Source organism: Serratia sp. BIGb0234 (assembly GCF_024809915.1).
In the GTDB taxonomy this organism is placed as follows: domain Bacteria; phylum Pseudomonadota; class Gammaproteobacteria; order Enterobacterales; family Enterobacteriaceae; genus Serratia; species Serratia liquefaciens.
In genome coordinates, this window is sequence record NZ_JANUEI010000004.1 from 194,327 (window position 1) to 218,578 (window position 24,252).

Annotated in this window: 18 protein-coding genes; 8 read left to right on the top strand and 10 right to left on the bottom strand. The window is 57.9% G+C overall.

Features of this window, described 5'->3' with window-relative positions; translation table 11 throughout:
- Nucleotides 1–130 precede the first annotated feature (130 nt).
- On the bottom strand, nt 131–1,042 hold the full coding sequence (locus tag M2407_RS17125; protein WP_128865255.1) for a DMT family transporter: 912 nt from the start codon (nt 1,040–1,042) through the stop codon (nt 131–133).
- A gap of 124 nt (nt 1,043–1,166) precedes the next feature.
- Here M2407_RS17125 and M2407_RS17130 point away from each other — a divergent pair, with 124 nt between their 5' ends.
- Both M2407_RS17130 and M2407_RS17135 read left to right on the top strand, forming a co-directional pair.
- Complete coding sequence (locus tag M2407_RS17130; RefSeq protein ID WP_128865256.1) at nt 1,167–1,736, top strand: helix-turn-helix domain-containing protein; 570 nt, start codon at nt 1,167–1,169, stop codon at nt 1,734–1,736.
- Nucleotides 1,737–1,868: 132 nt separating this feature from the next.
- Nucleotides 1,869–3,812 (top strand): DUF3857 domain-containing protein, encoded by a 1,944-nt coding sequence (locus M2407_RS17135; RefSeq protein WP_259218689.1) that lies wholly within the window; start codon nt 1,869–1,871, stop codon nt 3,810–3,812.
- A 65-nt stretch (nt 3,813–3,877) separates the two neighbouring features.
- On the opposite strand, the gene M2407_RS17140 is transcribed toward M2407_RS17135, so the two are convergent.
- The 7 genes from M2407_RS17140 to M2407_RS17170 form a co-directional block, all read right to left on the bottom strand.
- Complete coding sequence (locus tag M2407_RS17140; RefSeq protein ID WP_128865258.1) at nt 3,878–5,077, bottom strand: CfaE/CblD family pilus tip adhesin; 1,200 nt, start codon at nt 5,075–5,077, stop codon at nt 3,878–3,880.
- Nucleotides 5,078–5,097: 20 nt separating this feature from the next.
- Nucleotides 5,098–7,731, bottom strand: coding sequence for a TcfC E-set like domain-containing protein (locus M2407_RS17145; RefSeq protein ID WP_198639638.1), 2,634 nt, complete (start codon nt 7,729–7,731; stop codon nt 5,098–5,100).
- Nucleotides 7,732–7,813: 82 nt separating this feature from the next.
- Nucleotides 7,814–8,338 carry a CS1 type fimbrial major subunit gene (locus tag M2407_RS17150; RefSeq protein WP_128864864.1) on the bottom strand — a complete coding sequence of 175 codons (525 nt, stop codon included), beginning with the start codon at nt 8,336–8,338 and terminating at the stop codon, nt 7,814–7,816.
- 21 nt (nt 8,339–8,359) lie between these two features.
- Complete coding sequence (locus M2407_RS17155; protein WP_128864865.1) at nt 8,360–9,094, bottom strand: fimbrial protein TcfA; 735 nt, start codon at nt 9,092–9,094, stop codon at nt 8,360–8,362.
- 370 nt (nt 9,095–9,464) lie between these two features.
- Entirely contained in the window at nt 9,465–10,043 is a 579-nt protein-coding gene (locus tag M2407_RS17160; protein ID WP_128864866.1) for a tyrosine-type DNA invertase, read from the bottom strand.
- Between the two features lie 224 nt (nt 10,044–10,267).
- Nucleotides 10,268–11,941: a gamma-glutamyltransferase gene (gene ggt, locus M2407_RS17165; RefSeq protein ID WP_128864867.1), complete on the bottom strand. Its 1,674-nt coding sequence runs from the start codon at nt 11,939–11,941 to the stop codon at nt 10,268–10,270.
- Nucleotides 11,942–12,093: 152 nt separating this feature from the next.
- Nucleotides 12,094–12,957 (bottom strand): LysR family transcriptional regulator, encoded by an 864-nt coding sequence (locus M2407_RS17170; RefSeq protein WP_259218693.1) that lies wholly within the window; start codon nt 12,955–12,957, stop codon nt 12,094–12,096.
- A 148-nt stretch (nt 12,958–13,105) separates the two neighbouring features.
- On the opposite strand from M2407_RS17170, the gene M2407_RS17175 reads away from it, so the two are divergent.
- Nucleotides 13,106–14,236, top strand: a complete 1,131-nt coding sequence (locus tag M2407_RS17175) for an agmatine/peptidylarginine deiminase (RefSeq protein ID WP_259218694.1) — start codon at nt 13,106–13,108, stop codon at nt 14,234–14,236.
- Between the two features lie 47 nt (nt 14,237–14,283).
- On the opposite strand, the gene M2407_RS17180 is transcribed toward M2407_RS17175, so the two are convergent.
- The gene (locus M2407_RS17180; protein ID WP_259218698.1) at nt 14,284–15,333 is read right to left on the bottom strand and encodes a type II asparaginase; all 1,050 of its coding nucleotides are present in this window, start codon (nt 15,331–15,333) and stop codon (nt 14,284–14,286) included.
- A 152-nt stretch (nt 15,334–15,485) separates the two neighbouring features.
- Nucleotides 15,486–16,151, bottom strand: a complete 666-nt coding sequence (locus tag M2407_RS17185; protein WP_020826951.1) for a TetR/AcrR family transcriptional regulator — start codon at nt 16,149–16,151, stop codon at nt 15,486–15,488.
- Between the two features lie 82 nt (nt 16,152–16,233).
- Between M2407_RS17185 and M2407_RS17190 the strand changes: the two genes are divergently transcribed.
- From M2407_RS17190 to M2407_RS17210, 5 genes are all read left to right on the top strand, one after another.
- Nucleotides 16,234–17,748, top strand: coding sequence for an MDR family MFS transporter (locus M2407_RS17190; RefSeq protein WP_259218703.1), 1,515 nt, complete (start codon nt 16,234–16,236; stop codon nt 17,746–17,748).
- A 151-nt stretch (nt 17,749–17,899) separates the two neighbouring features.
- Nucleotides 17,900–19,042 (top strand): efflux RND transporter periplasmic adaptor subunit, encoded by a 1,143-nt coding sequence (locus M2407_RS17195; RefSeq protein WP_259218704.1) that lies wholly within the window; start codon nt 17,900–17,902, stop codon nt 19,040–19,042.
- 2 nt (nt 19,043–19,044) lie between these two features.
- A complete protein-coding gene (locus tag M2407_RS17200) occupies nt 19,045–22,197 on the top strand; it encodes an efflux RND transporter permease subunit (RefSeq protein ID WP_259218705.1) in 3,153 nt (1,050 codons plus the stop codon).
- A 1-nt stretch (nt 22,198) separates the two neighbouring features.
- On the top strand, nt 22,199–23,653 hold the full coding sequence (locus tag M2407_RS17205) for an efflux transporter outer membrane subunit (RefSeq protein ID WP_142815182.1): 1,455 nt from the start codon (nt 22,199–22,201) through the stop codon (nt 23,651–23,653).
- Between the two features lie 182 nt (nt 23,654–23,835).
- Entirely contained in the window at nt 23,836–24,213 is a 378-nt protein-coding gene (locus M2407_RS17210) for a DUF1493 family protein (protein ID WP_020826946.1), read from the top strand.
- Nucleotides 24,214–24,252: the final 39 nt, after the last annotated feature.

Below are 24,252 nucleotides of genomic sequence, written 5' to 3' on the forward strand. Positions count from 1 at the left end.
TCCCGTGTCTGGTTAAATAAATAACAGCTCTTGCCGGCCAGGGCGAATACGTTAATTCGCTGAGCTTTTGATATTTTTGGGATAGGCGTTTCGCTTATTATTCGGCAACGAACGGTTTTAAAAATCGCGCTCAGGGTTGTTGATCACCGGCCACGCGCACGGGTTTGCTCGCCCGTACCAGCCGCCAGCCAAAGTTCATGCCCGCTGCTGCAAGCAAGATGGCGGCGGCGCCCGACAGCTGCATCAGGCTAAGGCGGTGTCCGAATACCGCCCAGTCGACGATAATCGCCACCAGGGGATAGACGAAAGACAACGCGCCTACCAGGGCAGTGGGGATTTTCTGGATGGCACTGTACAGCAGGGAAGACATCAGCCCGGTGTGCACCAGACCCAGGGTCGCCAGCAGCAACCAGCCGTTAGCCGTCGACGGCAGTTGGGCCCAGCCGGCGAACGGTGCCAGCAGTACGACGCCCAGAGTGAGCTGAATCAGCACGATCAGGTGCGGCGGCACCCCTTTCAAACGCTTGACGATCGCCGCCGCTACCGCATACATAAAGGCAGCGCCCAGCGCCAGCAACACGCCAGTGAAGTAATCGGCACTGGAATCGCCACCATCTTGTTTACCGCTAATGATCAGCAACATGCCGACGAAGGCCAGTAGCAGCCAGCCAAACTTTGTCGCCGTCATTTTTTCGCCGAAAAACAGCACCCCGAGCCCAACCAGCATAAAGGGCTGGACGTGGTAGGTGACGGTCGCCACCGCAATAGAGGCATGGCTGTAAGCGCCGAACAACATTACCCAGTTCAGCACCAGGGCGACGCCGCCCAGCACCGCAATGGCAGCCTGACGTCGGGTTAACATGTCTTTTTTAAGCAGGCCAAGCAGGGCGCAGGCGATCAGCATCGCTAGCGCGCCAAACGCGCAGCGCCAGAAAACCACCGTAGCGGGCGGCTGCCCCAGTAGCATTACCGGCCAGCCCACGGTTCCGGAAATGACCATGGCGAGGGTCATCTGTAATACGCCGCCGGTTCTTATCTTCATTTGCCTTCTCCCTGCTAGTGCGCTTGCCGCCGTTGGCGGTTATCATTAAAATGAACAATTGAACATTATGATGAACACTTGACAGCTGTTCGTCAAGCCGAACAAACGAACGATATGGTGAACAATGAGCGACTTTGTCAGCAATAACGCTACGCCCATCGGCCTGCTTTCGGCCGCCATTCGCCGTGAACGCGAACGATTGGGCCTCTCGGTTACCGAATTGGCTCGCCGTGCCGGCATTGCAAAATCGACGCTTTCGCAGCTGGAAACCGGCAGCGGCAACCCCAGCCTGGAAACCTTGTGGGCGTTGGCGATGGCGTTGGATGTGCCGGTCAGCCGGTTGATTTCTCAGCCACGCCAACACGTACAGGTGATCCGTGCCCATGAAGGGGTGACCACGGTTTCCGAACAGGCCAACTACGCCGTCACCCTGTTGGCGACCTGCCCGCCAGGGGCACAGCGCGATATTTACCGTCTACAGGTTCAACCGGGCGAAGCCCGCATTTCGCGGCCGCATATGCCGGGTACCATTGAGCATGTGATTATCAGCAGTGGCAGGGCGTTAGTCGGGCCGACGGACCAGCCGGTAGAATTGAACGCAGGGGATTACATCAGTTATTCCGCCGACCGCGAGCATATTTTTGACGCTTTGGAGAACGATACTACGGCTGTCATGTTGATAGAGCAGGGTTAGGTCGGGCACACCCGGCCGAATCGGTATTTTATTGAAAACGATTCTCAGTTGTATTAGTGTGCCGCTCTTGCGCCAGTGGTCCGCACTTTATCAATGTCACTGTTATCGTTTAAAAAACTTCAAGGAACGAAGATGAAAATTGTCATCCCTTCTCTCGTGTTGGCCGCTGGACTGGCGGCGACGCACCCGGCAACGCTGTTGGCCGTGGAAGCGCCGTCGGTCGCCACCAAGGATGCCGCCGTTAGCAATGATTTCAGCTTTGTGCGTTACCGCGCGGATTATCAAGTCCATGCCAATGCCAGCAACACCAAGACCGAGAGCTATGAGGTGCTGCTCAAAACCAAGGCGGCAGTCGAGAAGTTCAGCCAAATCCGCCTGAGCTACAGCGAAAAAATGGAAACGCTGAAGGTGGTTTCGGCCTATACGCTGACGGCCGATGGACAGCGCCATGATGTCGCGCCCGATCGCATTTATACCCAGGAAAGCTACTCCAGCGCCTCTGCGCCACTGTATGCCGATCGCAAGGTAAAGGTGATTGTCTTCTCCAACCTGGCGCCGGGTTCTCGCGTGGTGTATCAGGTGTTGCGCACGCAAAATACCCCGTACTTCCCGGACTACTTCGGCCTGTGGGAAACCTTCAGCGTCTTCGACCAGTTTGATGACGCCGAGGTCAATTTGCAGGCGCCGGCCAATGTGCCGATGCATGTCTTTACCCGAGGAGTAGAGGGCGCAGATAAGCCGCAGATCCGTGACGGTCAGGCCCACTGGCGCTGGCATTACCGGCGCAGTGAACCGCTGAAAGCGCAAAACTGGTCGGCGAACAGCTGGACATTCAGCCCAACCATCATGGCCAGTACCTACCGCGAATGGCCACAGCTGGCCAAAGCCTATCAACAGAAAGCCAATCAGGCGGCCAAGGTGACCCCGGCGATCCAGGCGTTGGCGGATAAAATTACCGACGGCATCAGCGACCGTCGTGAGCAGACGGCGGCGATTTATCGCTGGGTGGCGCAGAATATTCGTTATGTGGCGGTCTATTTGGGCAACGGCGGGCTGGAGCCGAATTCGGCGCAGAGCATCCTGGATAATCACTATGGCGATTGCAAGGATCATGTGGTGATGCTCGAGGCGTTGCTGGCCGCCAAGGGCATCGTCAGTTCACCGGTGCTGATCGGCATGGACCAAGGGCCGATATTGCCGAAGGTGCCGCTGCTGGGGCGCTTTAACCACGCGATTACCTACGTGCCGGAGTTCAATCTGTATCTGGATTCTACCAGCCCCTGGGCGCGATTTGGCCAACTGCCGGGGGCTGACCTTGGGGCTCCGGTCCTGCTGACGCGCGAAGCCAAACTGGCGCGTACCCCTGACAATGACGAACAGCGCAACAATACGTCGCTCAGCGTGGACTTCTACTTCGATAAAGCGGGCAATATGCGTGGCCAAACCGAACGCAAGCTGGGTGAGGTGGATGAGATCGACCTGAGAGGCTATTTCTCGCAAATCAATCAGCAGAACCGGGCGCGAGTCGAAGAGAACATCATGGCGTCCTCAGGCATTGATGGCCGTGGGGTTATCGCGATGCACGGCGATGCGTTCGATCTCAAAAAGCCGTTTGCCTACAGTTATAAATTCAAAGCCGAGGATTATGTCGATTTCAGCGTGGTGGGCGGTATGGCCGTACCGACGCCGCCCGGCGGCAAGTCTTTCCGTACGCTTTACTCGACGACGTCCGCCCCGACTAACGAAACGCCGTTCTTCTGCACCGCGCAGCAGTACGACGAGACCTATCGCCTGCACCTGCCCGCCAACGTGCCGATTATCGCCATCCCCAAGAACCAGCAGTTCAGCAATGCGGCCGGCAAATACCAGGTTGAATGGCAGCTCGAAGGGCAACAGGTGGTGGTCAATCATCGGCTACGGCTGAATGCCGTTCGCGGTAAGGACGCGCTCTGTCAGGCACAGGATTATCCTGCCTTCCGCGCATTGTTCCAGCAGGTTCGGCGCGGCTTCCGTGGCCAGGTAGTGTATGGCGAGCTGGCGAACGTCGGGGTTAATTCTGCTGTAGTCGCCAAATAGAAACAAAAAAACCGGGCGCACTTCTCATCAAGGCACCCGGTTTTTTATCGCTACTGCATTGACTATTACGGGGCCAGCGCGTCCGCGCTAAGGGTAACGCGCAGCGTGCCGGTAAAATGGCCGGCGGCTTTGCTCAGCTTGGCGAACGGCAACACGTCCAGCGTGAGCGGTGCCGGGGTGCAGACCACCGGGAAGGGGATGCCGGGCAACACCACCGGGCGGATCAGCGCGGTATTGACGCCAGTCAGGGTAATCGCCTGGCCGTTATTCACCTTTTGCGGCTGATTGTTGTAGTTGAGGGTGACGCGGTAATCGATGCGATCGGCGGTTGCCGTGGCACTGCTGCCGTCGCGGCTGACCGAGAACACATCCGCCGCGCGGCCGGCGACGCTTTGCTGATCGGCCAGCGTGACCTTTAGCCAGGGGCTGTTGCTGTTATAGCCGTCGTACAGGCACATATCGATATTGGACTGGCCGGAGACCTCGCCGCCGGGGGCGGTGGACAGCGGTTTGGTGCGCAGGTTGAGGTCAACCCGCGGCGTGGCGCTGCCAAAGGCCGGCAAATAAATCGCGCCGTTGTTTTTATCGGTGACGTTGAGGGTGATATCGGCGGAGAAGGTGGCGACTTTATGAATCGGGCCGACATCCAGAACCCAGTCCTGTTGGCTGAGCACCAACTTTGCCTGCCAACTGCCGCCGGTAGGGATTTTGGCCAGTTCGGCCTGTGGGAGCCAGAGGGTTAGGGCGAGGCCAGCCGTTTTCGGTTTTTTATGACCATCGTCACACCACCTCCCATAATAACCACCACTCCAAAATGCACGTGGTGCACTGTATCTTGCTGCCCAACATTCAGTCGCCGGAGATTGACTTTCATTAAACCCCAATAACTTTATATCAACCGACATGTGAGAGCGTTTTTCCGTAAAACGCAATGTCAGAGCTGATGGGACGGGGCCCTCATCCCATGCCCAGGTTCCCACCGGTGTACAGGCACCATTGGTGGTATCGGTGGCAGACAGGCACTGCCAGGCACCGTTACGCCAATTCCATGAGGATCCTATTGTTGAGTCATCAGTTCCACCTGAAGCCCGGTTCCAGATATAGCTGTCCGCCGGCGGTGCGCTTTTATCATAGCTCAGGTTTATCACCTGATGGTTGTCCGCCGGCGGTATAATCAGCGCTTGCACAGGCAGACTGGCTACGGCCATCAGCAGCAGGCTGTGGCATAGCACTTTTTTTATCATCCTTTCTAACATCGCATTCATTTTGTTTTTCCGTCCTGTGGTTAGCGTTTGGCGGTGGCCAGCAGTTTCATCACCCGTGGCGTCATCAGCAGCGACTGCGGCAGCCCCTCGGCACCGGCGGCGGAGCAGCGCGTGGCACCGACGATTTGCAAAATATCCCGCACCGTTTTGACCCGCAGCGGGCAGCGCATCAGTTGGCCGTCGCTCATCAGCCACAGCGCCGGCACCTTCTGGTTGGCCTGCAGGGTAAAGCCGCCGTCGGCCCCCAGCGCCGGCAGCGCCTGATTGAGCACCTGTGCGTTGGCCAGCGGCAGGCCGGTCGGCCCCAGCGCCTGGCCGATATACACCCAGGTGATATTGGCGCTGACCTCGCGCACCAGTAGCCGGCCCGGCGGCAGGAAGTAACGGCTTTCACCCGCGCCGCCGTTCACGTTGGCGACCCCGCCGCCGGAGGTGCCGGTAATGTCGCGCACCGCCACGCTGGAAAGCTGGTAGCCCTCCAGCGGCAGCAGGGTGCTTTGGCCAAAACCCAGCGTCAGCGGGCGGCTGCCGCCGTTTACCTGCGCGGCCGCCCCGTTTTCGTCCGCCGGGGCCACCCGCACCACCAGGCCGGCGGAAGGCTCACCGCCGCCGTTGCCGCCCCAGAACAGGCCGTCGGCGGACACCGCCATCGCCGAGGAGTACCCCCCGGTCAGTGCGCTGCGGTTGCCGCCACTGCGGCGGCGGCTGTCGCTCAGGGTGCCGCTCAGGTCGCCATAGCGCCCGTTGGTACGGCCACCGACGCTGCCGCTGTAGCTTTCGTCGTTGTAACCGGAGAAGTTCATCGCCAGCTCGCGGTAACCGTCCTGCTGCCACATGCGGGTATGGTTGAGGTTGTAGCTGGTCTGCGCTTGCCCGCCGCCGTTGCGCCAGTCCACCCCGGCGCTGCTGTAGCTGTCGCTGCCGCCGGCCTGTGCCGCGCTGTCGGCCCGCGACAGGGTAAAACCGAGATAGAGGCCGTTATCGGTGGTCTGGCCGTTGCGGTTGCGAAAGGCCCCCAGCCGGGTGCTGACGGTGGTGCCGCCCCAGTTGAAGGCGCGGGACAGCCCCAGTTGCCAGGCGCGGTTGCGCTGGTCGGCGCTGCGCAGGGTTTGCGCGGGCACCAGGCCGTCTGCCGAGACCGGGCGTTGGTAGCTGCGCCCGTTGTTTTGCGTGTCGCTGTAGCCCAGCGTGGCGCTCCAGCCGGCGAACGGCACCGAGAATGACCCGTTGAGCGAGGTGTAGCAACCCATGTCGTTGCTGCGGCCGCTATCCGTCTGGCCACACTGCGCACCACCGATACGGTAGCGGTACAGGCTGGCGGAAAAACCGTCGACAAAGCTCAGTTGCTGGCTGTCGCCGCGCACGCCATTGTTGCCGGCCAGCCCGCTGGCGGCCATCGTCAACACGCCAAAGCTGAAGGCGTGTTGCGCGTCGAGCCGGGTTTCGTTGTAGGTGGTGCCCTGGGTTTTCGCCACGCCGCTGGTCAGTTGCAGGTTGCGCCACAGCGCCAGCTGCACCCCGGCGGCCCCGGTACTTTGTGAGGTGGATTGCTGCGGTGCGGCACTTTCCGCGGCGGCTTTCCCGCCCTGAAAAAACCATTGCCAGCGGTCGCTGAAGGCGCTGCCGCCCTTGCTGAACGGCTGACTTTCGCTGCGTTGCAGCACGCCGTCCTCATACACCCGCAGCTCCAGCGGGTAGCTGCCGGGCGGAAAGCTGTCGCTGTTCAGGGGATGCATGCCCGGCGCAAAATACTGGCTGCCCAGCAACTGGCTGCCGCGGTAGATATCGACCCGGGCATTGCGATTAACCTGGACCATCACCGGGGTGGCGTCACGGCTGATGCTTTGATTAACGTAGGCGTCAGTGGTGCCGAGCCGCAGGCCGTCAAAGCGGGTCAACGGCAGCAGGGTAAAGCCGAAGTTACCGCCCAACGGGCTGGAAAGGTTGCGCTGGTCCATGCGGCCTGCCTGCAGGTAGTAGCGGTTGCCCATGTCCTGACGCGCATAGAGATTGTCGAACCACAAACGGCTGGCGCTGGCGTCGCGCACCCGGTTCCAGGTGTAGGCCCAGTTGCCGCCCAGAAAGCGGCGTTCGCCCAGCCCCAGCGCACCGGTGCCGTTCAGCGCCAGGTTCTGGCTGTCCTTGTCGCCGCTGTAGTTGGCGGTCTGACGGTGAATAAAGGCGTTTTTTGCCGCCGGCGTCGGGGTCAGCCAGCGTTGATCCTGTTTCAGGCTGGCCAGCCAGGTGGGTTTCATAAACAACAGCACCGCGCCCTCGCTTTCATCCAGAATGGCCGCCACGCTGTCGGTGGCGACATAGCCGCAGCCCGGCGTCGCGCTGCCGTTGCAGGCCAGGTTGCCATGGCGTGCCAACGGTTGGCTCAGGGCCTGCAGTGCCTGTTTTTGTTGTTGTTCAGATAACGTTTGCAGGCCAGCGGCCGCCAGCACCGTTTCCGGCTCTTCAAAGGTGAGGGTATCGGGTTTGACTTCGACGACAAACAGCCCGAGCGAACGGCCCGGCAACCGGACCTCCAGCCGCTCCGTCTGCCCCAGCAGCAGGGATTCGAAGCCTGGCGGTACCTGCGACGCGGCCGTCGCCTGACAGGCCCACAGCAGGGCCAGATACAGAGGGTGATAGCGATAGCGGGTATTCATGGCGCTCATTCCCTTGGTCGAACCAGGGTCATCCAGACCCGGGAAAAGGGCGCACCGGGTGCGCCCTGTCGGTGGGGCGTTGTTATGGTGTTACAGGGACGGTAGAGGTATTGAGTATCAGGCTGACCACGCCCTGGTAGCTGCCGGACTCGGAGATGATGCCGGTGGTGGTCTGCGCAATCACCAGATCGAAGGGCACCGAGCCGCCATCAATACGCCCCTTGGGGAACAGGTCAGCGGGCTTGAGCGTGGAGTCGGCGGTCACCGCAGTGGTCAGGGTCTTGCCGTTGTAGCTGACGCTTAACGGAATGGTCGTCGCGCTCGGTTTGGTGTTGGACGCCAACACCGGGGCGGTCAACAGGCGCATTTCCACCTGGCTGGTCGTGTCGTTGGTAAAGATTTTGGTGCTGAGGGTCTTTTTTTGCAGGCCGACACCGGGTATGTAGGTCATCTTCAGGCTGGATGGCAGCGCGGTGCCGTCCGCCTGCAGCAGTTCGACCGTCGGGTCGATATCGGCGGTAATGGTGATGTCTTTCTGTACCGCCATGGCAGACAGGGAGAACAGGGCGGCCAGGGCGACAGGGGTAAAGGTATATAACTTTTTCATACAACATCCTTATTGGTTATTTCAGTTTTTTGGGGTTGATGCTCCGGCCGGCAAGTCCGCCGTCGTCGGAGTGGCAGCGCCGTCGCGGTATTCCACGCGCACCACGCCACCTGACATCCCGGCGGGCAGCATCAGGGCTTCACCGGGATAGACACTGCGGTCAATCTGCTGCCAGCGACAAGCCGGCGTACAGTGACCCACTTTCAATACTCCCAGGCGGACGTTGCCCGGGTTGAGTAACTGGCTGCCGTCGGCGCTGCGCGCGAGCTGCGGCTGAGCCACCGCTGGCCGCAGGCGGACCAGTACGCCCCAGACCAGGTTGAGGTTGACCTGGGCGTTTTGGGTGGCGGGGGCTTCGTCTTCGCTCAGTGAGGCCACGGGTTCGAAGTAGACCCGCCAGGCTTCTTCCTGCTGGGGCGTTGCCAGGCTGATTAACCGGACGGTGCGGGTGGCACCGGCGGGCAGGGCGAATTTGTCCGGCGACACCACCAATCCTTGCTGACTGTCAACATCCACCTCGGTTTCGCGTGGCGTGGCCGGGTTGAGGATACGTTTGACGCCGACGCGTACGTATTGGGTCTGCGGGGATTTGGACAGCACCTGCAGGGTGGTGGCCTCCTGGCCGGGGCCGATGTCGGCGCTGATGGGGTAGACCGTCAGGTTGGCCAGACAGCCGGTGTTGACCAGCATCAGGGCGGCGGCCAGCCCGGCGAGTTTGCTGCGGGTGAGCCCCACAGCGCGGTGGATTTTTGGCATGTCTGCACACTCCCTGTGATGCATGAAAAGGTCTGAATAAGACCCGTTTTACGACCGATAAAAACGCAACATAATGAACCAAAGTGTCACATTATGGATTTATGACTTGAAAGGCGGGTGATGGCGTACGATATCGCTAAAAAAAGGCCATGGATGGCGCTATTTCAGCGTAATAAACTGGGTTGGCGAGATGGGTAGCGACAGAGTGACGGAGCTTAAAAAGTGGGAAAGTATAATATGCTGGATAATTGCGTTTCAGCCAGATGATTCTAACTGGGTGATATTCAAAAATAAAAATTAAATTACGGAAATATTGCAGAAAAAAATTGACGTTTTTAGCAGCAGAAACTTAGTATGGTGACACTTTGGTTCAAAATGTTACATTTTCCTCGAACCACAGCGCCTTAAATCGTCCTGCATTACTGGCTGTATACAGCACAGTATGCTGGATGTTGCGATGGCCAAGATAATCCTGAATCAGCCGGGTATCCGCCCCTTTATCCGCCAAAGCGTAGCCGCAGGCATGGCGTAACATATGCGGGTGCACCGCAATAGCCAAACCTGCCCGTTCCCCTAATTGCCTCAGTATCCGATAGATGCGCGAACGAGAAAGCCGTCCGCCCTTGTGGGACAAAAATAACCAGTCGTAGTCGTTCGCCCCCGGATAACGCTGTCTGCGCTCTAGCCAGCGCGTCAGCAATTTTCGCTCCATGGGATGCAAAGGTTGCACGGTGGACAGGCCGTTTTTAAGGCGACGTACGTACAGGCTACCTGCCGCCATATCCAGATCCGCCAGGTGCAGGCCGGTCAGTTCGCTGACCCGGCAACCGTGGATAAAACACATCCACAGCAGGCAGGTATTGCGTTCCGGATCGGGGCTGTCGCTGGCGGCTGCCAGCATGCGCTCGATCTCCGGGCGCGTGAGATGCTTGCGCTCGTTATTTTTCATCGTGACTCCTTGTGGGTGAGGATAGAAAAGAAACGCGGCCCGTTAATGGGCCGGCAGGAGAGTATAAGAAATGAAGGCATTGCGTGCCGGAAATTAGGAATAAACTGTGTGACTGTTGATAAAATGAGCAGGTTGAGGACGTAAATCAAACAAACGTATGGCATGCCGCAGGGTAAAAATAAAACCCGGGCGCACCTCTAACGGATCCGCCCGGTGTTTTATCGTTATTTTTTCACTACCAGCCCCACACCGCGGCCACGCGGATCGGAGGCGGTTTCCGGCGTGTCACCCTTGACGCGGATCGCCTGTATGTCCCCCATGTACCAGCCCTGATCTTCCAGTGTGTAACCCATCGCTTTCAACTGTTCAGCCACTTTGCCGGTCAGTGGAGCAAAAGCGTCGTAGAAGATAGTGTCTTTCGGCAACAGTTGGTGATGGACGCGCTGCGCGGCCACCGCTTGTTGCAGAGGTAACTGGTAGTCATAGAGATTGTTTATCACCTGGAAAATCGAGGTGAAAATGCGAGAACCGCCAGGGGTGCCGATCACCAGGCTAACGTTGCCGTCGCGGGTGATAATGGTCGGGCTCATGGACGAAAGCATGCGTTTGCCTGGTTCAATGGCGTTGGCGTCGCTACCGACCACGCCAAAGGCATTGGCCACGCCCGGTTTGGCGCTGAAGTCGTCCATTTCGTCATTCAACAGGAAGCCAGCCCCTTTCACCACCACGCCGCTGCCGAAGTCCCAGTTTAGCGTATAGGTATTGCTGACCGCGTTACCCTGCGCGTCAACAATCGAGAAATGCGTGGTTTGATGGGGTTCCAACCCAGGCCGCACCTTCTCGGTCGGTGAAATGGCGGTCGGGTTGATCTCCGCAGCCCGCTTTTGCAAATAATCCGGGGCGACCAATTGAGCAACCGGCACCTTGGCAAAGTCAGGATCGCCGAGGTAATCGGCGCGATCGGCAAAGACGCGCTTTTCGATTTCCGACAGTAAGTGAATATAGCGGGCGGAGTTCAGCTCAACGCCTTTGAAATCGGCAGCACGATCTTCCTTTATGCCCAGCAACTGCGCCAGCGCGATGCCGCCGGAGCTCGGCAGCGGGGCGGTATAAAGGGTATTGCCGCGCCAGGCGATTTTCATCGGTTCGCGCCATTTCACCCGGTAGTCAGTCAGATCTTCCTGGGTGATCAGGCCGCCATCGCGTTGCATCTGGGCGATCAGCAGCTTGGCTGTTTCCCCCTGATAGAAGTCGTCAGCGCCTTTGTTGGCGATGCGTTCCAGCGTTTTGGCCAGCTCCGGCTGTTTAAACACCGCGCCGGGTTTCATGCTGCCAAAGTAATCGCCGAAGTTGGTTTTGTCGGCGAACAGCTTGTTGGCATCCTCACGGTATTGGTATTGCTGGCCGGCCACCTTAAAGCCTTGTTGCGCATAGCCGATAGCCGGGGTTAGCAGTTCTGCCCAGGGCAACTTGCCGAAGCGTTTATGCGCTTCCCACAGCCCGAGTACCGTGCCGGGTACGCCGGCGGCCTTGGTGCCCACCAGGCTGAGGTTCTCGATCACTTCGCCTTTTTCGTTAAGGTACATGGTTTTGGTGGCCGCTTTGGGGGCGACTTCCCGGTAGTCGAGGAAGTAGGGTTTGCCGTCGACGTACAGGGTCATAAAACCGCCGCCGCCAATGTTGCCGGCCTCCGGGTAGGTCACTGCCAGCGTAAAGGCGGTGGCAACCGCAGCATCGACGGCGTTACCACCGGCCTGCAAAATTTGTGCGGCCACTTTGGCACCGTATTGATCCGGCGCTGCCACGGCACCGGCGTTCAGGTTAGCGGCGAATACCGAAGGACTGAGGGTGGCCAGCGCCACGCTGAGTGCCAATGTTTTCAATAAACCAGAATGCATAGCCTTTCCTTTTCGAATTGAACGATGACAGGTGAATTCAATCTCAACAACCACTTAGCACCATTGTTTAAGCTTTTTCTGGCGCTTGATTGAAAGTAGCACCGCTCAATCCGCCGCGCTTTATCCGGCGTTTGGAAGCGTGAGGTAGAACGTTAAATCACCGCCGGCAATTGTGTTAGTAACCACTCACAAAAATGCCGGGCGAGCGGGTTGTTCTCGCTATCGCGATGAATAAGCCAGGCCCACTGAGGGCCACGCACGCTTTGCTCCGTCATCGGCTGCAATACCCCACGTGCCTGAGCCTGTTGCGCCAGCAGTTCGCTGACCAGAGCGATGCCCAGGCCGTCGCAGGCCGCATCCAACAGCAGGCCGGGATCGGAGAAGTTCAGGCCGTGGCTGCTTTGCCCAACGTTGGCGCCCCCCTGAACGGCCCAATGGCTCCAGTCCATCTCGCGTTCGCCGTGCAGGGTGGTGCGTTGTGCCTTGTCCTGTTTCAGCAGCTCAGGATGGCAAGCCGGATAGAGCCGATCCTGATGCAGCATTTTGAGGCTACATTCAATTTGCGCACTGAGATCGTCACGGAACGCCAGATCGACGGTTTCGGTCGCCATATCCGGCGGGTCGAAGGTGGTGAACAGCCAAAGGTCGATATCCGGATGCTGCCGGTGGAAGCTTTTAAGGTGCGGAACCAGCCAGTGACGGGCGAACGCCGGCGTGGTGTTGACGATCAACTGGTTGGGCTTGCGGTATTGCTCCAGACGGCGGATGCCAACGGCCAACTGTTGCAGCATCACCTGGGCGGTGCTGTAGAGATCCTGACCGGCATCGGTCAGGCTGACGCTGCGGCCGCTACGGAAAAACAGCGGTTGCTCCAGGAAGGCTTCCAGGCTGCGAATTTGTTGGCTGATCGCCGACTGAGTGAGGTGCAGCTCATCGGCGGCCTGGTGGAAACTGCCCAGCCGGGCGGCGGCTTCAAAACCGCGCAGGGCGTTCATCGGTGGCCAGTGCTTTAACATTATTGATAAGCCTATCTAATCAGGTGTCCGCTAAATGTATCCTTTGTTTTACCCGGATTAAAGGGATTAACATAGCTGTTATCGACATCACGCCGTCTTTTGCTGAATAGTTTAGCTTATTTTTTTGGCGGCAATACAGGAGCAAACCATGTCAACACGTCGTGAATTTATCAAACAGGCTTCCCTGATTGCCGGCATTAGCCTGACGGCCTCGATGGGGCTGGCATCATTGTCCAGCCACGCGGCTCAGAAAACGGCTGGCGGAAACTGGCGCATGCCCGATGAGGGTGAGCCTCAGCAATGCGCCTTTATCGCTTTTGGCGCACAGCGGGCGATTTGGGGGGCGTTCACGGCGGACGTGCAAGATGCTCTGGGACGCATTGCCCGTGCTATCGCGGTTTACCAGCCGCTGACGGTATTTTGTCGCGAACGTGAACGGGAGTTAGCGGAGATAAAATGCGGCAGCCACAATGTGACCTTTGTCATTACCGAGCTCGATGATATTTGGATGCGCGATATCGCTGCCAATTTCGTTACCAACAATGCGGGTGAATTGGCGGCGGTGGACTTCAACTTTAACGGCTGGGGCAATAAGCAACGGCACGGTAAAGATGCTCAGTTGGCCGCTTTCCAGGCCAGATATTTCGGCGTTAACCCACTGCGCCGCAGCGCCTTGACAGGAGAAGGCGGGGGCATCGAGGTGGATGGTCATGGCACCGGCATCATGACCGAGAGCAGTTGGGTCAATCGCAACCGCAACCCTGGCTGGAGCCGTGAGCGGGTAGAGCAAGAGCTCAAAGCGATGCTGGGCCTGCGAAAAATCATCTGGCTGCCGGGGATTAAAGGCAAAGACATTACCGACGCTCACGTCGATTTTTACGCCCGTTTCGTCAGCCCAGGCGTGGTGATCGCCAATCTGGACAGCGATCCTGAGTCCTACGACCATCAGGTCACACTGGATCATTTGGCGATCCTCAAACAGGCCACGGATGCCGATGGCCGCAAGATACAGGTGCATACGGTGTCGCCACCGCTGGATCCACGCCCTAGCCGCTTCAGCAAGGGCAATGCGGATTTTGCCGCCGGTTACATCAATTACTTTGTCATCAACGGCGCGATTATCGCCCCGGAGTTTGGCGATGCCGAGGCGGATGCCGCAGCTTTGGCATTATTGACGGCGCTTTACCCGCAGCGTGAAGTGGTGCAGTTGAATATCGACGCTATCGCCGCTGGCGGTGGGGGCATCCACTGCGTGACCAGTCAGCTGCCGGCCATTTAAGTCTTGTTACAACAGGGCCAGCCTTGGCCCTGTCGAGAGAACGCGGATCAATACGTGTGGAAGTAATCCTGAATGACGCGAGGATTATGGGTTTTGGTCAGCGACAGCATCAGCAGAATACGCGCCTTGGCCGGGTTGAGCGAATCGGACACCAGGCCAGGTTGTCCGCTGTCCTCGGGGACAATACCGCTGCCGGTGCGGCTGGCGCGAACCACCAGCACACCAGCTTTCTCCGCTTTTTTGATCCCGGCAGAGCTGCGCACTGAGACCGAGCCGGCACCGGTGCCAGCGTAAACAATGCCATCCACTTTATGCTGAATGGCCGCATCGTACATGTATTCAGGATCGTCCTGATAACCATAAATAATGTCGACTTTTGGCAGCACCTTGACATCACGTACGTCAAATACCGAGCGAGTGGTGTGGATCTTGTCGACTCGGGTTTCAAAGTAGGGCTTGCCACCGACAATTACGCCCAGATAGCCTTCTTCCGGGGCCTTGAAGGTGTCCAGCGTGGTGGCGTTGGTTTTGGTGCTGAAACGGGCCGAGCCAATGCGATCGTTCAGAACGACCATAACGCCACGCCCCACGGACTGCTTGTCGGCGGCAACGGTGACCGCATCCAGCAGGTTCATTGGGCCGTCGGCGCTGATGGCCGTGGCAGGGCGCATCGCGGCGGTAAACACCACCGGTTTGTTGCTCTTGACCGTCAGATTAAGAAAGTACGGCGATTCGTCCAGCGTATCGGTTCCGTGCGTGATCACCACGCCATCCACATCACTGCGTGAAAGCAGCTCATTGACCCGCTTGGACAGCTTGAGCAGGATATCGCTGGTCATGTTTTCGCTGCCGATATTGGCAATCTGTTCGCCGTCTACGCGGGCGACTTTCTGCATTTCCGGCACCGCTGCAATCAGCGTTTCCACTCCCAGTGCCCCAGCCTTATAACCGGTGGTTTGTGTATTACTGGCCGCAGAGCCGGCGATGGTGCCGCCGGTGGCTAAAATCACGATGTGCGGTAAGTCCCCGGCGGCGCTTGCCACGCCGGTAAAGCTGAAGGTGAAGCAGATCAATGCCACTCTAATTGTTTGAAACATAAGCTACCCCTGATTAACAAGCCAAATTAGCAGGAGTAGCCAAAGCAAAAAGGGTGCCAGTTAGACAGTTAGCGGTAGCAGAGGACAAGGAGCCATACCGATGCGAAATGACGCTCGTTGGAGGAGCGAGTCGCACCAAAATGGATCTCGTTCTAGCGCTGCGGTCCCAGCCCGTAGCTTAATAATGCAATGGCATGCCGCGCGATGACTTCAGCGCTCTGCGGGCCGTTGCTGCTGTTGTTGTCACGGTGCCATTTCGGCGCGGTGGCCAGCGGCAGCAGCGTCATGCCAAACAGGGTGATAAACAGCAAAGAGGGTTCCAGATCGGCACTCAGCTTGCCTTCTGCCTGCCAGCGCATAATCGACTTCAGGGCCGCTTTGCGCTGTGCATCACCAAAACGCTCATCCATCCGTTGCTTCAGTACGCCGTTATCACTCATCACTTCTCGCAACCACAGCGGGGCGAACCAGGGATGCGCGGTGGAGATATCGATAAACCTTTGGGCCAGTTGGGTGAAGGCGGCAATAGGATCGTCCGCATTGGCGTCGAAAACGCTGCCGGCGGCCAGCCGTACCGGCAGGAAACGTTCTTCGATCAGCACGTCCAACAGCTGTTCGCGGTTGTGAAAATAGTAGTGGAGCATAGCGGGGGTGACGCCGGCTTCACGGGCAATGGCATTGAGCGAAGTATCGGCAATGCCTTGGCGGGCAAACAAATTAAGCGCCGTGTCCAGCAGGTGCTCGCGTTTTTCTGTGCCCTTGGTGCCGCCGCTCGGCCGACCAGGGCGGCGCGGGGCTTGAACGTTTTGTGCTGTCATCGCGGTGAGATCCATTGACCGGAGAAAAGAATCACTCATATATTAATTACTCGATTAATTAATTACAAGTGAGCTCATCTAAATGGGGATCGGTCATCTGGCAGGCAGCGAAGACAGCGGCAGGGCGTCTGGGCAGGCGCCCTCGATCCGGCTGTTGTTCTTCGCATTGCTGCTGGTCATGTTGCTGGCGGCGCTCGATCAAACCATTGTCTCTACGGCATTACCGACCATTGTTGGCGAGTTCGGTGGCCTGGAAAATCTGTCGTGGGTAGTCACCGCCTATTTGCTGGCATCGACGATAGTGGTGCCGCTGTATGGCAAGTTCGGCGATCTGTTCGGCCGTAAAATCGTGCTGCAGATTGCCATTGTGGTCTTCCTGCTCGGCTCGGTGCTGTGCGGATTGGCGCAAAACATGACCCAGCTTATCCTGATGCGTGCCCTGCAGGGGTTGGGTGGTGGCGGTTTGCTGGTCGTCACCATGGCGGTGGTGGGCGATGTGATCCCGCCGGCCGAACGCGGCCGCTATCAGGGCCTGTTTGGCGGCGTATTCGGCCTGGCGACGGTGGTGGGCCCGTTGATTGGTGGGGTGCTGGTGCAGCATTTCTCATGGCGCTGGATTTTCTATATCAACCTGCCGCTGGGGATTTTCGCGCTGTTGGTGATTGGCGCGGTGTTCCAATCCCGGGTCAATCGGGTCAAGCATGAAATCGATTTCCTGGGGGCCAGCTATCTGGCTGCCGCGCTGACCTGCATTATTCTGTTTACCAGTCAGGGCGGTACGGTCATGGCCTGGTCTGACGGGCAGCTGTGGTGCATTTTGGCCTTTGGTTTGGTGTCATTGGGCGGGTTTATCTACGAAGAAAGCCTGGCGAGCGAGCCTATCATTCCGCTCGACTTATTCCGCAACAGGACCTTTTTGCTGTGCGCCTTGGTCGGCTTTATCGTCGGTATGTCGCTGTTTGGTTCGGTGACTTTCCTGCCGCTGTATTTGCAGGTGGTGAAGAATTCCACGCCGACCCAGGCCGGGATGCAGCTGCTGCCGCTGATGGGCGGGATCATGATCAGCTCCATCGTTAGCGGTCGGTTAATCAGCAAGCGCGGCAAATACCGTATTTTTCCGATTATAGGCACCTGCTGTGCCCTGGTAGGCATGATTCTGCTGGGGACGCTGAAAAACTCGACGCCGGTACATCTGCTGTATCTCTACATCAGCCTGCTGGGGTTGGGATTGGGTATGGTGATGCAGGTGATGATCCTGGCGGCGCAAAACAGCGTCGAGCCAAAACACATGGGCGTTGCCACTTCGAGCGCTACGCTGTTTCGCTCTATCGGCGGATCCATCGGGGTAGCCGTGTTTGGCGCGATTTTTACCAATGTGCTGCACAGTCGGTTGGCCAGCTTGCTGCCTGAAGGAACGGCGTTACCGCGTTCTTTGGGCGCGGCGGCGGTGCATCATCTGCCGTTGACGTTGCAGAACGACTATTTGCAAGCCTTTGGCGGGGCCATCCACTCGGTGTATCAGATTGCCGCCGGGGTCATGGCACTGGCCTTTGCATTGACCTGGTTGCTGAAAGACGTGCCGCTTCGCCATAAGTAAAACCGCCAAAACCGGTGCGTAAAGCAGGCGCGCACCGGTTCTCCTCATGCTCTGCGATGCAATTTTACGCAATCCTTACGCAACCCTGTCAGACTAAAAAGGGCGCTTTCTATATATTGAGAATAAACGTTCTCAATAGGATAGATAGTCGATGCAAAGGAAAAAGGTTTTACTTGTCAGCCTGTCGTTATTGCTGGCCGCTTGTGATGGCCAGAGCGGTGGAGCACCCGCCGGCGCCGGTAGCGTGCAAGACGTGGGTGTCGCGACGCTGCAGGCTCAACCGGTAACGCTGAGCAGCGATTTGACCGGCCGCGTGAACGCCACCATGACCTCGGACGTTCGTCCTCAGGTGGACGGCATTATCAAAAAACGCCTGTTTACCGAAGGTGCCGAGGTCAAGGCCGGGCAGGTGCTGTATCAGATCGACCCCGCAACCTATCAGGCCAGCTACGATCAGGCTGCTGCTCAGTTGAAAAGCGCTGAGGCCACCGTGAAGTCCAGCCGCCTGAAGGCGCAGCGTTACGCCGCGCTGGTAAAAGAGAATGGCGTTTCCAAACAGGATGCGGATGATGCCATGGCAACCTATCTGGAGGCGGTTGCCGCCGTCGCACAGTATCAGGCCTCTTTGGAGTCGGCCAAAATCAATCTCGCGTACACTCAGGTGCGCGCGCCTATCTCCGGCCGTATCGGCATTTCCTCCGTTACGCCGGGTGCTTTGGTGACCGCCAGTCAGACCGACGCCCTGGCGACCATTCGCGCGCTCGATCCGATTTATGTCGATCTCACTCAGTCCAGCAGTCAATTGCTCAAACTGCGTAAACAGCAGGCATCGCTGCAACGTGACGATGTCACGCCGGTAGCCATCAAACTCGAGGACGGCACGCCATATACCCACCCCGGTAAACTTGAGCTGACGGAAGTGGCGGTAGACGAGTCGACCGGCTCCGTCACCCTGCGTGCGGTGTTCCCTAATCCCGAGCACGAATTGCTGCCCGGCATGTATGTTCACGCCACGGTAGACAACGGCGTCAACCCCAAGGGGATTTTGGCGCCTCAGCAGGGGATCACCCGTAACGCCAAGGGCGAAGCCACGGCGCTGGTTGTTAACGCGCAAAACAAAGTGGAGCAACGCACGGTCATTACCGAGCAGGTTATCGGCAGCAACTGGCTGGTCAGCAAGGGCCTGAATGCCGGTGACCGTCTGATCGTTGAAGGCACCAATAAGGTGGCTGCGGGCGTTGAGGTCAAAGCGGTTGATGTGAAACAACCGACGGCTAACGGCGGGGAGCAGTAACCATGGCGCAGTTCTTTATTCGGCGACCGGTTTTCGCCTGGGTGATTGCGATCATCATCATGCTGTGTGGGCTGATGTCGATCAACTCGCTGCCCATTTCGCAATATCCGGACGTCTCCCCACCGCAGATTTCCATCTCCGCCACCTATCCGGGTGCCGATGCCGAGACGCTGGAAAACAGCGTTACTCAGGTCATCGAACAGCAGCTTACCGGGCTGGACGGGCTGCTTTACTTTTCAGCCACCAGCAGCTCCGACGGTTCTGTGAGCATTAATGTCACCTTCGACCAGGGCACCGATCCGGATATCGCGCAGGTGCAGGTGCAAAACAAGGTGCAGCAGGCGGAAAGTCGCTTGCCTACCGAGGTCACCGCGCAAGGGGTTACGGTCAAAAAATCTCAGAGCAGCTTCTTGCTGATCGTCGGTCTGTATGATGAAACCGACAAGGCCAGCATGGCGGACATTTCCGACTATCTGGTGAGCAACATTCAGGATCCGCTGTCGCGCATCGAAGGGGTTGGCGATGTGCAGGTATTCGGATCGGAATACGCCATGCGCATCTGGCTTGACCCGACCAAGCTGGCGTCCTTTTCACTGATGCCTTCCGACGTATCAACGGCAATAGAAGCGCAAAATACCCAGGTTTCCGCCGGTAAGGTCGGCGATTTACCGTCCGGTGCCGATCAGCAGCTGACCGCCACGGTAAAAGCGCAGTCGCGCCTGCAAACGCCGGAGCAGTTTCGCAACATCATTCTCAAGAGTGACAGCAGCGGCGCACTGGTGCGCCTGGGCGACGTTGCGCGGGTAGAGTTGGGCAACGAGGATTACTCTTCCAGCGCCCGGTTGAATGGCCATCCAGCCTCCGGGATTGCGGTCAAGCTGGCCGCCGGTGCCAATGCGCTCAACACCGCCAAGCTGGTCAAAGCCAAAGTGGCGGAATATCAGACTTCAATGCCGAACGGTTACAAGGTGGCCTACCCGAAAGACAGCACCGATTTTATTAATATCTCGATCGAAGAGGTGGTGAAAACACTGATAGAGGCGGTGGTGTTGGTGGTGATCGTGATGTTTGTGTTCCTGCAAAACCTGCGTACTACGCTGATCCCGACCATTACCGTGCCGGTGGTACTGTTGGGCACCTTTGGCGTGCTTGCCGCCTTCGGCTATTCGATCAATACCCTGACGCTGTTTGGCATGGTGCTGGCGATCGGTCTATTGGTGGATGATGCCATTGTGGTGGTGGAAAACGTCGAGCGCGTGATGCGGGAAGAGAAGCTGCCGCCGCGTGAGGCGACGGAAAAATCGATGAAGGAGATCACCGGGGCTCTGGTCGGTATCGCCATGGTGCTGTCGGCGGTGTTCCTGCCGATGGCGTTCTTTGGCGGCTCCACCGGGGTTATCTACCGTCAGTTCTCCGTTACCATCGTGGCGTCGATGGTGCTGTCGGTGATCCTGGCGCTGACGCTGGCACCGGCATTGTGTGCCACTTTGCTCAAACCAGCTCATGACGATCTGACCGATAAGGGCCTGCTGGGTAAATTTAACCGTGGCTATAACCGTCTGCAGGAGAAATACGCCGATAAGGTCGCCCGGGTGATACACAGCCCAATGCGCTATCTGCTGCTGTATGGTCTGTTGCTGATTGCCGCCGCCGTGATGTATATGCGGCTGCCGACCGGCTTCTTGCCCAATGAAGATCAGGGCGTGGTGATGGTGCAATACACCTTGCCTGCCGGCGCGACCGATGCCAGGACATCGGCGGTCAGCGACGCGGTAAAAGATTACTTCCTCACCGACGAGAAGGCCAACGTCAGCACCATTTTCACCATCAACGGTTTTGGTTTCAGCGGCAGCGGGCAAAACGCCGGTATGGCCTTCGTCAGTCTCAAGGACTGGAGCCAGCGGCCCGGCAGTGCCAACACCGCCGATGCCATTGCCAAACGCGCAATGGCGCACTTTGCCACTATTCGCGATGCCCAGGTGTTCTCGATGAGCCCACCGGCGATCGACGGTTTCGGCCAGTCCGACGGTTTCACCTTCGAACTGCAGGCTAAAGGGGCTACCACCCGTGCGGAGTTGCAAGTGATGCGTGACCAGATCATCGCCGCCGCCGGGAAAAACCCGAGTCTGAGCGCGGTGCGCGCCAACACCCTGCCGGATACGCCACAGCTGCAGGTAGACATCGACAACGACAAACTGCAGGCGCTGGGCCTGAGCGCCGGCGACGTCAGCAGCACGCTCACCAGCGCGTTCGGCAGCACCTACATCAACGACTTTATCGACCGCAACCGGGTGAAAAAGGTCTATATGCAGGGTGACGTCGAGTATCGGTCAAAGCCGGAGGATCTCGATAAGTGGTTTGTTCGCGGCACCTCCAGCAGCACGACCAGCATGACGCCGTTCTCTGCCTTTGCCTCTTCACATTGGATTTACGGGCCGGAAAACCTGTCGCGTTATAACGGACTGTCCTCGTTTGAAATCACCGGCGAGGGCGCGCCCGGTACCAGTTCAGGCACGGCAATGGACGAGATGGAAAAACTGGCATCACAGTTCTCTTCCGCCAGCAGCTTCTCCTGGAGCGGGTTGTCATATCAGGAACGCCTGACCAGCGGGCAGGCGGCATCGTTGTATGCCATTTCGTTGGTAGTGGTGTTCCTGTGCCTGGCGGCGCTGTATGAGAGCTGGTCAATCCCGTTTGCCGTGATGATGGTGGTGCCGATGGGCGTGGTGGGATCCCTGTTGGCAATCACGCTGCGCGGGCTGGAAAACGACATTTACTTCCAGGTGGCGCTATTAACCATCATCGGCCTGTCGGCCAAGAACGCCATTCTGATCGTTGAATTCGCCGAAGAAAATTATCAGCGCGGCGAAGCCTTGATCGCCGCCGCCGTTGAGGCTTCCCGTATGCGCCTGCGTCCTATTCTGATGACCTCTCTGGCATTCAGCGCCGGCGTATTGCCCTTGGCGGTTTCCAGCGGCGCCGGGGCCAACAGCCGGATCGCCATAGGTACCGGGATCATCGGCGGCACCATTACGGCGACATTACTGGCAATCTTCTTCGTTCCTTTGTTCTACGTATTGGTACGCCGGATGTTTTCACGCAAAACAACCTCCGCCAAACAAACAGAAAACACTGCGCCGCAGGCAGGAGAATAACGTGCTGCAACGTTTAATCACTTTGACCTTTCCGCTGGTGCTGGCGGGGTGTATCTCGCTGGATCCGGATTATCAACGCCCGCAGGCGCCGGTGCCCTCAACGCTGCCGCAAGGGGCCGCTTATACTGCGCCCTCGGGTAAATTGTCATTAAGCTATCCGGACATCCCATGGCGTGACTATGTGGTCGATAGCCGGTTACGGCAGGTGGTGGAGATGGGGCTGAGCAGCAGTCGCGATTTACGCGAGGCCATTGCCAACATCGAATCTGCCCGGGCGCTCTACGGTGAGCAACGTGCCGATCTGTTTCCTACCATCAATGCCGGAGTGGACGGCAGTCGTGGCCGGGCATTGACCGGTAGTGGCAATGCCACGGCGATCAGCCAAAGTTACGAAGCGACGGCAAGCACCAGTTCTTTCGAGCTGGATCTGTTTGGCAAAAATCGCAGCCTGACTCGCGCTAAATTCGAGAGCTATTTGGCGGAGTCCGAAGCGGCGAAAAGTACCCGTTTGGCACTGATTGCCGACACCGTGACCGACTGGGTAAATGTGGCGGCCGCACGCAGCAATCTGGCCGCCGCCAAAGGCACCATGGAAAGTGCCAAACAGTCGTTGGCGGTAACGCGCAAGAATCAGCAAAACGGTATTTTGTCGATGGTTGACGTGGCGTCGGCCGAGACGGTCTATCAGCAGGCGCGTTCAGACGTGGCCAGCTACACCACCAGCGCGGCGCAGGCGAAAAACGCGCTGGATCTGGTGGTCGGGCAAAGCGTGCCGGAGAGCCTGTTGCCTGATGGGATCGAAGCGTTGTCTGGCATCATGAAAGATATACCGGCCAATGTGTCGTCGCAGGTGCTGCTGAACCGTCCGGACGTGCTGGAGGCCGAGCATAACCTGAAGGCTGCCAATGCCAATATCGGTTCCGCCAGAGCGGCGTTCTTCCCGTCTATCAGCCTGACCGCCAGCGGCGGGGTGGGCAGTGGAGAACTGTCATCCCTGTTTAGTCAGGGGGCGGGCGTTTGGTCGTTCGCACCGAGCATCAGCCTGCCGATCTTTACCGGTGGCTATAATACGGCGCAGTTGAATTACACCAAGGCGCAGAAAGACCTCTACGTCGCCACCTATGAAAAAGCGGTGCAGACGGCATTCCAGGAAACGGCCGATGCGTTGGCACGCAGGGGCACAATTCAGGAACAGTTAGCGGCGCAAACCGGCTATGTGGCGGCCTCGCAGGAATATTATCGCCTGGCGGAGCTGCGCTACCGCCATGGCGTGGATACCTATCTGGTGATGTTGGACGCGCAGCGAACGCTATATACCGCCCAGCAGTCGCTGATTGCTGCTCGCCAAACCGAATATCAAAACCTGATTACTCTGTATAAAGTGCTGGGTGGGGGCATCGCGGCAGAAAAGCAGGGCGATGGCGTGGTTGCCAACAATAGATCTTTAACCCAATAAGATTTAGCCCAGGCAATAATTAAATAACGCAGTGTGATGATAGCGCGCTGCGTTTTTTTATATTCATTCTGTGGTGGAAGTGTAAAGAAAGGGAAAATGACCAGACGATGGAGAACTCGCCACAATCAGCAGGGTCTGAATAATATCGCATCATCCCCGCGGCCAAATATATTGAGGTTGAAATGGAAAGTGATATTCAGCAACAGGTCATTTCAGTGATTGATCGCTATAATTCGCCCAGCCTGCTTAAAAAGGGGGTTGCCGTTACTCTCAATACGGAAATAAACAAAGAGCTGCATCTCTCCTTGCCAATGTCGGAAACGCTGATGCGTGGCTATTTCGACGCCTTTCTCATCGACAGCAGCAATTACAATCATGAGCTGTATTTTCGTCAGGAGTCAAAGTCGGCGTTATTGTTCTCCTCATCAAATCGTCGCGCGAATCACTGGGATCTTGAAATGGAAAGGATCCGGCCATTGTATGTTTATATGCTGGTGCGATCCGCACGGGCCAAACGCTGGCTTTACGACATCCACTTTCTGATTGAACAATTAAAATGATATCGCGATATTCCCAATATTGGATGAGTTAACTCATCG